This window comes from Mesorhizobium sp. CAU 1741, assembly GCF_039839275.1.
Taxonomy (GTDB): domain Bacteria; phylum Pseudomonadota; class Alphaproteobacteria; order Rhizobiales; family Rhizobiaceae; genus Aerobium.
Genome location: NZ_JBDOQP010000004.1, coordinates 472570 through 485083, shown reverse-complemented (window position 1 = coordinate 485083; position 12514 = coordinate 472570). Strand labels below are relative to the sequence as shown.

Annotated in this window: 12 protein-coding genes; 3 read left to right on the top strand and 9 right to left on the bottom strand. The window is 62.2% G+C overall.

All coding sequences use genetic code 11. The features are described 5' to 3' along the window. Nucleotides 1-29: 29 nt before the first annotated feature. Nucleotides 30-941: a LysR family transcriptional regulator gene (locus tag AAFN84_RS18785; RefSeq protein WP_347516169.1), complete on the bottom strand. Its 912-nt coding sequence runs from the start codon at nucleotides 939-941 to the stop codon at nucleotides 30-32. A gap of 172 nt (nucleotides 942-1113) precedes the next feature. Beyond that, nucleotides 1114-1494, bottom strand: coding sequence for a hypothetical protein (locus AAFN84_RS18780; protein WP_347516168.1), 381 nt, complete (start codon nucleotides 1492-1494; stop codon nucleotides 1114-1116). A gap of 173 nt (nucleotides 1495-1667) precedes the next feature. Between AAFN84_RS18780 and AAFN84_RS18775 the strand changes: the two genes are divergently transcribed. Further along, nucleotides 1668-2414, top strand: a complete 747-nt coding sequence (locus AAFN84_RS18775; RefSeq protein ID WP_347516167.1) for a hypothetical protein — start codon at nucleotides 1668-1670, stop codon at nucleotides 2412-2414. On the opposite strand, the gene AAFN84_RS18770 is transcribed toward AAFN84_RS18775, so the two are convergent. After that, complete coding sequence (locus AAFN84_RS18770) at nucleotides 2396-2740, bottom strand: hypothetical protein (RefSeq protein WP_347516166.1); 345 nt, start codon at nucleotides 2738-2740, stop codon at nucleotides 2396-2398. The genes AAFN84_RS18775 and AAFN84_RS18770 overlap by 19 nt on opposite strands. Before the next feature lie 110 nt (nucleotides 2741-2850). On the opposite strand from AAFN84_RS18770, the gene AAFN84_RS18765 reads away from it, so the two are divergent. Both AAFN84_RS18765 and AAFN84_RS18760 read left to right on the top strand, forming a co-directional pair. Further along, on the top strand, nucleotides 2851-3963 hold the full coding sequence (locus tag AAFN84_RS18765) for a carboxynorspermidine decarboxylase (protein ID WP_347516165.1): 1113 nt from the start codon (nucleotides 2851-2853) through the stop codon (nucleotides 3961-3963). Nucleotides 3964-4004: 41 nt separating this feature from the next. Next, nucleotides 4005-5243: a saccharopine dehydrogenase family protein gene (locus tag AAFN84_RS18760; RefSeq protein ID WP_347516164.1), complete on the top strand. Its 1239-nt coding sequence runs from the start codon at nucleotides 4005-4007 to the stop codon at nucleotides 5241-5243. A gap of 67 nt (nucleotides 5244-5310) precedes the next feature. Here AAFN84_RS18760 and cydX read toward each other — a convergent pair whose 3' ends face one another. The 6 genes from cydX to AAFN84_RS18730 form a co-directional block, all read right to left on the bottom strand. Further along, nucleotides 5311-5430, bottom strand: a complete 120-nt coding sequence (gene cydX / locus AAFN84_RS18755; protein WP_347516163.1) for a cytochrome bd-I oxidase subunit CydX — start codon at nucleotides 5428-5430, stop codon at nucleotides 5311-5313. 21 nt (nucleotides 5431-5451) lie between these two features. Further along, nucleotides 5452-6609 carry a cytochrome d ubiquinol oxidase subunit II gene (gene cydB / locus AAFN84_RS18750; RefSeq protein WP_347516162.1) on the bottom strand — a complete coding sequence of 386 codons (1158 nt, stop codon included), beginning with the start codon at nucleotides 6607-6609 and terminating at the stop codon, nucleotides 5452-5454. A 6-nt stretch (nucleotides 6610-6615) separates the two neighbouring features. Further along, nucleotides 6616-8193 carry a cytochrome ubiquinol oxidase subunit I gene (locus AAFN84_RS18745; protein ID WP_347516161.1) on the bottom strand — a complete coding sequence of 526 codons (1578 nt, stop codon included), beginning with the start codon at nucleotides 8191-8193 and terminating at the stop codon, nucleotides 6616-6618. A 72-nt stretch (nucleotides 8194-8265) separates the two neighbouring features. Further along, nucleotides 8266-9957 (bottom strand): amino acid ABC transporter ATP-binding/permease protein, encoded by a 1692-nt coding sequence (locus tag AAFN84_RS18740; RefSeq protein WP_347516160.1) that lies wholly within the window; start codon nucleotides 9955-9957, stop codon nucleotides 8266-8268. Beyond that, nucleotides 9954-11702, bottom strand: a complete 1749-nt coding sequence (gene cydD / locus AAFN84_RS18735; protein ID WP_347516159.1) for a thiol reductant ABC exporter subunit CydD — start codon at nucleotides 11700-11702, stop codon at nucleotides 9954-9956. Before cydD ends, AAFN84_RS18740 begins: the two co-directional genes overlap by 4 nt. Beyond that, nucleotides 11699-12271 (bottom strand): GbsR/MarR family transcriptional regulator, encoded by a 573-nt coding sequence (locus AAFN84_RS18730; protein ID WP_347516158.1) that lies wholly within the window; start codon nucleotides 12269-12271, stop codon nucleotides 11699-11701. The genes cydD and AAFN84_RS18730 overlap by 4 nt, the downstream gene beginning before the upstream one ends. Nucleotides 12272-12514: the final 243 nt, after the last annotated feature.

The window sequence follows — 12514 nt, the reverse complement described above, 5'->3', positions numbered from 1 at the left end:
GGCTCCCATAAAGTTTTCTTATACGCAGCTCACCAGGCCAGTGCCGAGTCCGTGCGTTCGCAGAATTCGCGGGCAACCTCGCGAGCTAGGCCCGCGATGGTGGCCGGCAGCATCATGTTCGGACTGTTGACGTGGACGGCGTGAAAGCTGAGCGGCGGAAACGTCTGGCGCACGTCGAGTTCAACGAGTTCGCCGCGTCCCCTTTCGCGCCATGTCACCACGGAGGGCAAGGCAGCGACGCCGATACCGTCGCAAGCCATGCGTATGATCGTCGCGAGGGAGTTCGTCGCATAAAGCACGGTGTCGGCTTCGAGCTGCCGATGAAAGAAGCTGCGCAACGCTTCATAAGGCTGCGCGCCCTTGGGAAAGGAAAGGATCGGAAACCCGGCGAGGTCGTCGACGTTGAGAGGGCGACCGTGAAGGCCGAGTTCCGGCGACCCGACCCAGCGACAGGAATAGGTGCACAGGTCGACATTGACGATGTCCTGCCGGAGCAACGGCCCCATCATCAGCGCGACGTCGAGCTCGTTGGCTATGAGGTCGTCCGTCAGGCGCAGGCTTGTATCAGCCGTCAGTTCGAGGTTGATCTGCGGGTAGCGCATCTTCGACCGCTTGATCAGGTCGATCAGCCACGAATGCGAAATGGTGTCGATGACGCCGATACGAACGGTGCCCCTCAAGCGTTCCTCGCCGGCAATCTCGCTGACGAATTCCTGCGCCTGTTTCACCAGGCGTTCGGCACGCTCGAGGGCAAAGTGCCCGTCCGGCGTCAGGCGCACCTCGCGCGGTTCGCGGTCGAACAGCCTGACGCCAAGTTCGCGCTCCAGCGATGCGATGCGGGACGAGACTGCGGCCTGCGTTGCGTGCATGCGGTCGGCAGCCAGCGTAAAGCTCTTGAGCTTGGCGACCCAGATGAAGGTTTCCAGAAAAGTCAGGTTCATCGCCGCAACACCTGCCGGGACTGACGGATGCCTCGTCGAGGGCCTCCGTCTCATTCTAGCTGGTGGCGGAGAATGGCGGCAGTCATCGCTGAATGAAAGCGAAAACACCTGCCGCAGTCAGGGTGCGGGTTCCGGCGGGGCCACGCCGGAACCCTACCTCCGAACAGGATGGTCAGATCGTGTAGTAGCCGCCCTGCCCGGAAGACGTGTTTCGATGATAGTAGCGATCGCCATCGCTGAAGATCTGGAGGCCGATATTCACGCCGCCGGTCATTCTTAGGACGCCGCTATTGCTTACCGTCCACCGGCCGGAACGCCCCGCGCTGTTGGTCCAGGTGCCGTCGGCGTTGTAGGTTGTCGAATGGCCTGCGCCGCGCAGCGTCCTTCCGGAATAGGTATCGACGATCTCGGCGCGCGAGAGCTGGGTGCGTCCCGCCTGTGCGGAAGCTGCAGGCGCGGACGCAGAGGGCGTCACGTTGCTTTCGCTCGAAGTGCTGCACGCCGACAAGGCGAGGGAGACCACGGCCGTTGCGACGAGTTTCCAGGAATTCATGTGATACCTCTTGTTTCTACTGAGAGTTGATGAGGCAGGTAGTTCAGGTCGCAACAAGGATCATCCAAAAATCGAGGAAAAACCGGAAAGACCAGAAAAAACCTAATGATTACCCATTCAAATCAACGAGGTATATCGGTAGGAGTGAAGCGGGACGTTTGAGGCGGGCAATCATGACGAGCAGTGGTCATCAGTGGGACGATTTCGATGGCTGGCATGAGCTCCTTGATTCCCTTTGCGTCGAGAAGGGCTACATCGACAACATGAGGCTGGCTGACGCGCTTTGCGCCGCAGCAGGAAATCGCAGTCAGCAAGCATTTGACACTGCGGTGAAGAATCTCGGCAACTGGCGGCTGGGAACCCATCTGCCGCAGCGGCGCAATTTTATTCTTCTATCGGGGGTTCTGGGTGTCGAGACAGACGAGCGGCTGCACCGCGTTTGGAATACACTCTACGCGAAGGCCCGCAGCCGAACTAACGAGCAGACCGCCGATACGGTCCCTGATGTTTCCGTGTTTCGCCCGCCGTTCAACCGCCGCACCAAAGCCGCCGCTGCCTTGGTCGTGCTCCTGGCCTTCGCGGCGGCGTCGTTTTCATTGCTGATGGAAGATCCGAGCCACCCCGACTTCCAAGGCATTGATGCCGATTACGTACGGAACGTGACTGCCCGGGTCGGTGATGCACTCATCATCCATGGCGCGCGCGGCAATGAGTGCGGACCGGCTCCGACATGGGAGCAGGCCCGGGAACTTATCCCGGAACTGGAAACGGGCACGCTCAGCGACGGGGGCATAGGTACACGTTATTCGCGCCAGTGCGGCGGACGAACACCGGCCCGCGCAATCCTCTACAAGGCGGAAAGGCCTGGCGACGAAATGATCACTCTTTATGGCGATCCAATTCACATCAAAGTGCAGTAGCAGTCCATCAAGCGGGCGCTTGAAGCCCTGCGCCAGCGGTGCAAAGCGTTCAGGCCCTGCGTGGTTGATCTGTCTGCTGCGATGCGGTATTCGGGCGCATCATTGATCTGAGCAGCTTTCATCTGCTGGTTGGGGAGGACGCCATGGATCGCGACGCCCTCTTCCAATTGGGGATGGGCCCAGTCGAACTGGATGCCACCCAAACGGAAGATATCTTTTTCTTGTCGGCTCTCGAAGCCGGCAACGAGAGTACCCGTAGGGGCGGCAGTCCATGCCGTGACCATCCATTGTCGAGCAGCAAGGGCGTCGTCACGCGATAATTCCATCCGCGTGACGCAATAAGCTGCTCTCCTGGGGCAACTTCCATCATCTCTTCTCACCGCGAAGCCGCCTTCCAGCGGCCGGCGACAATTTCCCTTTCAGGACCACTCCCGTCATGTCCAAGCCATCCGAACCACGCACGCCCTACTATCTCATCGACAAGCAGAAGCTGCTCGCAAACATGCGCAAGATCGATCGTGTGCGGGAGCAATCGGGCGCAAAGGCGCTGCTGGCGCTGAAGTGCTTCGCGACATGGTCGGTCTTCGACCTGATGCGCGAGCATATGGATGGAACGACCTCGTCGTCGCTCAACGAGGTGCGCCTTGGCCGCCAGCGTTTCGGCGGCGAGACACACGCCTACAGCGTCGCGTGGGCCGACCATGAGATCGACGAGGCCGTCTCGCACGCCGACAAGATCATCTTTAATTCCATCGCACAGCTCGAACGCTTCGGTGGCAACGCATCCGGCATCGTGCGGGGGTTGCGACTGAACCCCGGCGTGAGTTCCTCCACGTTTGACCTTGCGGACCCTGCCCGTCCCTTCAGCCGTTTGGGCGAGTGGGATGCCGCCAAGGTCCTGCCGGCAATGGACCGGATCAGCGGCTTCATGATCCACAACAATTGCGAGAACGAGGATTTCGGGCTGTTCGACAGCATGCTCGGCCAGATCGAAGAGCGTTTCGGCGATCTGCTCAAGCGCGCGGAATGGGTCAGCCTGGGCGGCGGCATCCATTTCACCGGCGCTGATTATCCCGTCGACGACTTTTGCGAGCGGCTCAAGCGGTTTTCCCAACGCTTCGGCGTCCAGGTCTATCTCGAGCCCGGCGAAGCATCGATCACCGGCACGACGACGCTGGAATTGACGGTGCTCGACACGCTCTTCAACGGCAAGCATCTGGCAGTCGTGGATTCCTCGATCGAGGCGCACATGCTCGACCTGCTGATCTATCGCGAGGACGCGAAGATCAAGCCGGATACCGGGGACAACGAGATCATGATCTGTGGCAAATCGTGCCTGGCGGGCGACGTCTTCGGCACGTTCCGCTTTCCGGCACCGCTCAAGGTCGGCGACCGCATCTCGGTGCAGGACGCCGCCGGTTACACGATGGTCAAGAAGAACTGGTTCAATGGCGTCGCCATGCCGGCCATCGCGATCCGCGAACTCGACGGGTCGATCCGCACCGTACGCGAATTCGCTTACGAAGATTACGAGAAAAGCCTCTCCTGAGGCTTCAATTCATTATTGCAGACACGGAGTATCCCCACGGTATGAAAAAGAACGTCCTCATCATCGGCGCCGGAGGCGTGGCCCAGGTCGTGGCGCACAAATGTGCGCAGAACAATGACGTGCTCGGCGACATCTACATCGCCTCGCGCACGGTTGCGAAATGCGAGGCGATCGTCGCATCGATCAACGAGAAGAAGTCTCTCAAGACGGAAGGCCGGCTCGAAGCCCATGCGCTCGACGCGATGGATGTGGATGCCACGAAGGCATTGATCGAAAAGACCGGCGCGCGGATCGTCATCAATGTCGGTTCGGCGTTCCTCAACATGTCGGTGCTGTCGGCCTGCATCGCCACCGGTGCCGCCTATATCGACACCGCGATCCACGAGGATCCGCTGAAGATCTGTGAGACGCCTCCGTGGTACGCGAACTACGAGTGGAAGCGCCGTGAGGAATGCGAGAAGGCCGGCGTCACCGCCATCCTCGGAGCGGGCTTCGATCCGGGGGTCGTCAATGCCTATGCAAAGCTCGCCTATGACGAATATTTCGATACGGTCGAGTCGATCGACATCGTCGACATCAATGCGGGAAGCCACGGCCGCTATTTTGCGACCAATTTCGATCCGGAGATCAATTTCCGGGAGTTCACCGGCCAGGTGTGGTCGTGGCAGAACGGCGAATGGGTTTCGAACACGATGTTCGAGATCGGCAAAGAATGGGACCTGCCGGTGGTCGGCAAGCAGATGGCCTACATGACCGGCCACGACGAGGTTCATTCATTGTCCCAGATCCTCGGCGTGCCGAACGTGCGCTTCTGGATGGGGTTCGGCGAGCACTACATCAACGTGTTCACCGTGCTGAAGAATCTCGGCCTGCTTTCCGAACAGCCGGTGAAGACGGCTGAAGGACAGGACGTCATACCGCTGAAGCTGGTCAAGGCCGTGCTGCCCGATCCGGGCTCGCTGGCGCCGACATATACCGGCAAGACCTGCATCGGCGACCTTGTGAAGGGCGTCAAGGATGGCAAGCCACGCGAGGTGTTCATCTACAACGTTGCCGACCACAAGGAAGCCTTCGATGAGGTCGGCTCGCAGGGCATCTCGTTCACAGCCGGCGTGCCGGCGGTTGCGGCCGCAATGCTGATCGCGACGGGCGAATGGGACGTGAAGAAGATGGCGAATGTCGAGGACCTGCCGGCGCAGCCGTTCCTCGGCGTGCTCGACCGCATCGGCCTGCCGACGCGCATCAAGGACGAACAGGGCGACCGCGCCTTGACGTTCTGAGGCCCCCTCCCCTGCCGTGGGTTTCGTCCGCGGCAGGGTGCAACGATTTGGCACCGATGGCGGGTGCCTACTCCGCAGAAGCCTTCTGTTTCTGCGCGGCGTCTTCCATCAACTCGTACCACATGGCGTTGAGCACGGCGAAAGCCGCAGCGAGCGGAAGGCCGAGAAGCCAGGCGAAATACCACATGATCGTTTCCTTCTGAATGGTTCAGTAGGCGTGGCCGGAGCCATCGCTGATGCCCTTCTCGTCCACCTTGCCCCAAAGGACTTTGTAGACCCAGGTCGTGTAGAGCGCGATGATCGGCAGGAAGATCGCCGTCGAGACCAGCATGATGAAAAGCGTGAGATGGCTCGACGAAGCGTCCCAGACCGTCAGGCTCGAGTTTGGATCACGCGAGGACGGCAGGATGAACGGGAACATCGACAGCCCGACGGTGGAGATTACGCCGACGATCGACAGCCCGCTCGACAGCAGCGTCAGCACTTCGCGTTTCGTGCGCAGCAGCAGAAGCGCAAGCAATGCGCCAGCAAAGCCGATGATGGGCGCGAGTATTGTCCAGGGGTGGGCCGCATAGTTTTCGAGCCAGATGCCGCTGCCCTTTTCAACTGTCTTGGCAAGCGGGTTGGATGGCCCATCCGTGACGATTTCCGTCAGGATACGGTAACCGTCAATGCCAGCCGCCAGCCACAAGCCACCAAGCGCGAACAGCACGATCGTTGCAATCGCGGCCATCGTACCGAAGCGCCGCGCACGCTTTGCAACCGCGCCGCTGGTCTTGAGAACCAGCCATGAGGCGCCATGCATCGTCAGCATCGCCACGGACAGCAGGCCGCACAGCAGCGCGAACGGATTGAGCAGCTCAAACAATGTCGTGCCGTCGTAGAAGATGCGCAGATCCGAGCCGAAGCGGAAGGGAACGCCCTGCAGCACGTTGCCGACAGCGACACCGAAGATCAGAGCCGGCACGAAGCCGCCAACAAACAACGCCCAGTCCCAGCCATAACGCCAGCGGTCACTGTCGCGCTTCGACCGGTATTTGAAGCCGACAGGACGCAGGATCAGGGCAGCGAGTATCGCGAACATCGCCAGGTAGAAGCCGGAGAACGAGACGGCATAAAGCGGCGGCCAGGCGGCGAAGATCGCGCCACCTCCCAGGATGAGCCAGACCTGGTTGCCTTCCCACACAGGGCCGACGGCATTGATGACGACGCGGCGTTCCAGATCGGTCCTGGCGACGAATGGCAACAGCGTCTGGGTCCCCAGGTCGAAACCGTCCATGACGGCAAAACCGATGAGAAGGACGCCGAGCAACACCCACCAGATCAGTCGCAGGGTTTCATAGTCGATGAGTTGATGCAGGATCATGATCGATCACTCCGCAGGCAGCAGTGACGGAGGCGCTATGCGTGCCTCCGAGCTTGGTTCCGCGTCCGGGCCTTTTCGGATCGCCGCAAGCATGAGGGTCATTTCGATAACGAAAAGCACCGTGTAGATCGCCGCAAAGCCCACGATCGTCATCAGGACGGTCGTCGCGCCAAGATCGGAGACGGCGGCCGCAGTCGGCAGTACGCCTTCGATGATCCAGGGCTGACGTCCGACTTCTGCGACGATCCATCCGCATTCGGCAGCGATCCACGGAAGCGGTATCGCGAAGACCGCGACCTTCAGAAGCCAGGGATAGCGGTCGAGCTGATGGCGCGCGGAGAGGTAGAAGAAGGTCGCGGTGAGCACGATGAAGAAGAAGCCCAGCCCGACCATGATGCGGAAGCTCCAGAAAAGGGTGGGCACGTTCGGGACGGTGTCCCATGCCGCCTGCGCGATCTGCTCGTCAGTCGCTTCGCGCGGATCGTCCAGATAGGGCTTCAGCAGAAGCGCGTAGCCCAGATCATGGCCGGTTTCCTCGAAAGCCTTTGCCACATCGTCCGGGATGTCGGCGGTGTTCCCGACCTCGCGGATCGACTGCAGTGCGTCGAATGCGACGATGCCCTGCCTGATGCGCTCCTCGGCATTCTCGACAAGTTCCTCGATGCCGGGAATCTCCGTCGTGAGCGAACGCGTGCCGATGAGGCCCATTACCCACGGGACATGGACGGCATAGTGCGTTTCTCGCGCCGCCTGGTCCGGAAATCCGATGACGGTGAAGGCAGCAGGTGCAGGCTCCGTCTTCCACATCGCCTCGATGGCGGCGAGCTTCATCTTCTGGTGCTCGGTGGAAAGGTAGCCGCTCTCGTCGCCCAAAACCACGACGGACAGCGAAGATGCCAGGCCGAACGAGGCGGCAACCGTCATAGAGCGCTTGGCGAGCGCAAGATGACGTCCCTGCAGAAGATACCAGGCCGACACGCCGAGGACGAAGATGGAGGCGACGACGTAGCCGGCGGAAACGGTGTGGACGAATTTCGCCTGGGCCACCGGGTTGAACACCACGGCAAAGAAATCATCCACCTCCATACGCATCGTCTGCGGATTGAAGACGGAGCCGACCGGGTTCTGCATCCATCCGTTGGCGATCAGGATCCACAAGGCCGAGAAGTTGGAGCCGATGGCGACTGCCCACGTCGCCGCGAGGTGACCGATACGCGAGAGCTTCTCCCACCCGAAGAAGAACAGCCCGACGAAGGTCGCCTCGAGGAAGAACGCCATCAGGCCCTCGATCGCCAGTGGAGCGCCGAAGATGTCGCCGACATAGTGGCTGTAGTAGCTCCAGTTCATACCGAACTGGAATTCCATCACGATGCCGGTGGCGACGCCGAGGACGAAATTGATGCCGAACAGCACGCCCCAGAATTTTGTCATCTGGCGCCAGATGTCGCGGCCTGTCATGACGTAGACCGTCTCCATGATCGCCATCAGGATCGACAGGCCGATGGTGAGCGGCACGAAGAGGAAATGATAGAGCGCGGTGATTGCAAACTGCAGCCGCGAAAGATCGACGATGTTCAGGTCCATGGCTGGGTCCGACGCTGCGGCCTCCTTTGGTGTGATGGGCGCCTGATGGACGCCCACGGCGAAATGGTCATCTCAGTCGGGCCTCAGCTCCGACAGAATGCGATCGAATGCGATGCTGTGGCGCGGTGCGTCCTCGACGATGCGCCCTTCCCGCAGAACGAGAATGCGATCGGCAATCGAGGCCTCACGACGGCAATGCGTTGCAACCAGTACGGTCTTGCCGAGCGCTCGCTCCATCGTGCGATGAAGCACGTCCAGCGCGGTCGCGCCGTCCAGGCCCTCGGTCGGTTCGTCGAGAAGCCAGATATGCGCGTTTCGCAGGAACAATCGGGCCAGCGCGAGCCGCCGTGCCTGTCCGGAGGACAATCCAGCCCCGCCCTCACCCAGCATCGTCCCGAGCCCGCCCGGCAGATCGGTGATGAATTCGCCGAGCCCTGCGGAGGCCAACGCGTCGAGCATTTCAGGCTCGGTTGCCTCCGGTCTGGCAAGCGCCAGATTGCCGGCCAGCGTATCGCCGAACAGCTCCGTACGCTGGGTCATGAGAGTGGACGGCCGTGCGGCGACACTGCCGGAGGTCGGCGCCAGTTCCCCGGCGATCAAGCCGAGCAAGGTCGACTTGCCCGCGCCGCTCGGGCCGACCAGCGCCACCCGCTCGCCATCGGCTACATGGAATGAAAGGCCGGTGACTGCCGACGAAGCGGTGCCCGCGAAGCGCAGCTCGACCCTGGCGACATTGACTGCCGTGCCGGATGTGTGGAGAAAATTCTCGCGGTGGCGGCAGGGCGTAGCCGCGAGACTTGGACCGAGCCGCTGGGCCGCCAGAAGCGTCCGTCCGAACTCCACCGCCCCGCGGCGCAGGGCAGCGAACGGTTCGAGGCCCGCGAGTGTCAGTAGGACCGCAAATGTTGCCGCGGGCGCGCCGATCTGCCCACTTTCGGCGAGTCTGGCCACGGCGAGGACGACACCGGCGAGCAGCGCTGCGCCAACAATTCCAAATCCGACACTCACATTCGCCTCGGCGCGATTGAGCTCGATATCGGCGGCGGCGAGTTGCACGTCGGCCTCTTCTATCGCCCGGACCTGGGCACCGAGACGGTTGGTCATCGCCAGGTCAGCCTGTCCGCGAACGAGGTTGATGCCGCGCCCGCGCAGCACTTCGAGCGCGTGCGCGCGGCGTCTTGCGGAAGCGGTGGAACGTCGCGCGACGACGAGAGGAAGCACGAAGCCCGTGGAGAGAAGCGTGGCGCCGACTGCAAGAGCCAGCCAGATATCGACAAATGCGAGGGCAACAGCGATCACCAGTGCCGATCCCGCAGCCGCCAGTAGCGGCACGAGCACCCGCAAGTACAGTGTATCAAGCGCGTCGATATCCAGGGTAAGGCGGAACAGAAGGCGTGATGGCTGAACGGCCAGACGGTGGGTCGCCTGCGGCAAGGCCCAGCCGCGAAAAATGCGCTCGCGCAGACGGGCCAGCACACGCAGTGTCGCCTCGTGCGTGGTAAGGCGCTCGCCATAGCGCGAGGCCGTGCGTCCGAGCGCCAGAAGCCGGATGCCGGCAGACGGCATGAAGACGTCGAACGCCAGGGCGGTAGCCAGTGTCGCTCCGGCAATGCCGGTGGCGGTGATGAACCAGCCGGACAATCCGAGCAAGGCGATGCCGGCAAGAGCCGTCGTCAGCGACAACGCAGCACCGTAGCCGAGCACGCGCCGGTCACCATTCCAGAACAGCTTCAGAATTGGTCCGAGATGCCGCAGCGAGGTCATGACTTTGCCTCGCTGTTGGGGTGGCCAGGAAGCGTGATGACACGGTCCATGCGCGCGGCGAGAACGGGATCGTGGGTTGCCACGATGAGCGTGCGGCCGGCGGCTATTTCCAGGAGACGGTCCGTTACTTCGGCAGCGGTATCGGCATCCAGATGGGCGGTGGGCTCGTCGGCGAGGATCAGGGCGGTCCCCTCCCCTGCCGCAGCTCGCGCCAATGCGAGCCTCAGTGTCTCGCCGCCCGAAAGGCCGGCGCCATTCTCGCCGATGAGAGAGGGGCCGCGCCGCTGCGCCAGGCCATTGATGTGCGCCACCGTCATGGCACGATATACGGCGCGATGGTCGATGTCCGGCCTGCCGAGCGCGACGTTGCCGGCGAGTGTTCCGGAAAACACATGCGGCTGCTGACCGAGCCAGGCAATTCGCGTTCGCAACCGCGCTGCGGTGGCGCCATTGAGGGGCTCGCCGCCAAGCCGGATGGCGCCCGCAGCAGAAGGGGCGAGCCCCGCCAGCAGCGCGAGCAGCGTGGACTTGCCACACCCGCTGGGCGCCATGATCGCGAGGTGCTCACCCGGCTGAACGGCCAGATTGAAGCCGGTGAATACCGGTTCGGCACTGCCTTGATACCGGAATACCAGTTCTTCGATGGCTACCGACAATGCGTCGTCTGGTCGATGCGCTTTGGTCCCCACATCTTCCAGCCCGCCGACGATCGGTTGTGTCACTCTCGCAAGTCGTTCCAGCGCTGCCAGCCCCGCCTCCCCGGCGGCGCGGTCATGCCAAACCGAAGACAGGTCGCGAAGAGGCTCGAAGAAGGCTGGCGCCAACAGAAGGATGAACAGTCCTTCAGCAAGGCTCAACGTGCCTGCCCAGGCGCCGAAGTTCAGCTCCCCAAGCAGGTGAAAGCCGACATAGACGGCAACCATCGCAACACCGAGCGCGGCAAACAGTTCGAGAATGGCCGACGACAGGAAGGCGATGCGCAGCACCTCCATGGTCGATCGGCCCAGGGCGTTGGCGTCGTCGCGCAGCCTCAGCGCTGTGCGGTTCACCGCCCCGAGCGCACGAATGGTCGCAAGGCCACGCAGACGATCGAGAAGAAACGCATTCATGTCGCCGATCCGCACGAGCTGGCGCTCGCTTGCCTCCTTGGCGCGCCAGCCTACAAGCGCCATGAAAATCGGGATGAGTGGCGCGGCGACCAGCAGCACGATGGCCGCCGCCCAGGACAGGCTCAAGACGGTCGCCAGGATGACAAGCGGGACCGCGGCGGCCTTGATGCGCAGCGGGCGATATCTCGCCAGCCACGGAACGACCGCCTCGGCCTGCTCGGCCAGTGCACTGGCGACCTGACCCGAAGGCAACCGCGAAGCGTCCATCGGCGACTGGCCCGCGATCGCCAGAGCCGCGTGTCGCCGCAAAACGCCGAGCTTGATGCGAGCGGCGTCAAAAACGAGCCTCGTGCCGGCCCGATCGAGGAGCGTTCTCGACACTCCAAGAAGCAGAATTCCCAATGCCGGCAGCAAAGCGGCATCGGCACCCACGCCTTCGGCTATGTTTCCGATGGCGTAAGCGATCAGTCCGGCCTGCGGAATCCATGTCAGCGCGGCGACGACCTGCAGGACGGCAGCCAGACGATTCGTGCTCGGGGCGACGCCGGCAAGGCGCGATTCTGACGTGGCCCGAAGCCCTACGGCGTTGCGGGGCGCTGCCTGGGCAATCCTCGCTGTGGCCCCGGTCGTGCTCATGGCTTTCCCGATTCCTTGCGCCTGCGTCCGATGGAGACGATCCTGTCCTTGGCGTCGAGCAGTTTGGTCACCTTGGAGCCGAGCGACAAGAGGCTTGCCAGCCTCTCTGCATCGAGCAGCTTCACGTCGTCGTACCAGGTGGTTACCTGTTCGATGAGACCATGCATTTCGGCAAGGCGCGCCTGCGCAAAACGCTCCTCGTCGCTGCGCGGTGTCTCCATGAGGAGTTCGCGCAGCACGGTGAGTGTCGGGTCGACCTCCCGCTTCTTGCGTTCCTCCGCCAGCGCGCGGAAGATTTCCCACACGTCGCTTGGCGTCGTGAAGAAGTCACGCCGGTCGTCCGGCAGGTGCTTCATTACGACGAGATTCCATGCCTGAAGTTCGCGCAGGCTCATCGAGACGTTGGAGCGCGAGATGCCCAGCGCTTCGACGATCTGGTCTGCGCATTGCGGTTGCGACGAGACATAGAGCAGAGCGTAGATCTGCCCTACGGTGCGGTTGATGCCCCAACGGCTGCCCATTTCGCCGAAGTGAAGCACGAAGGACTGTATCGTGGGAGGAAGGTTCATGGCAGCCAGTATGTTCCGAAGTTTCAGTAATTCCTGAAAGTACTGATATCACTGGATGTGAATGAGATAAAGGGAGGTGCAGGGAGCGGGGACAACAGGTCGCAGCAGAACGGCTGGGAGCCGCACCAATCCGGCTCAGGCAGCGGCACTGCTTCACAAAACTTTACATTGTACGCGAATGGCGGAAACACACCGCCGCTAGCCTTGTCTCATCGCGGCAATCGGGCCGCATCCGCAGAGGAG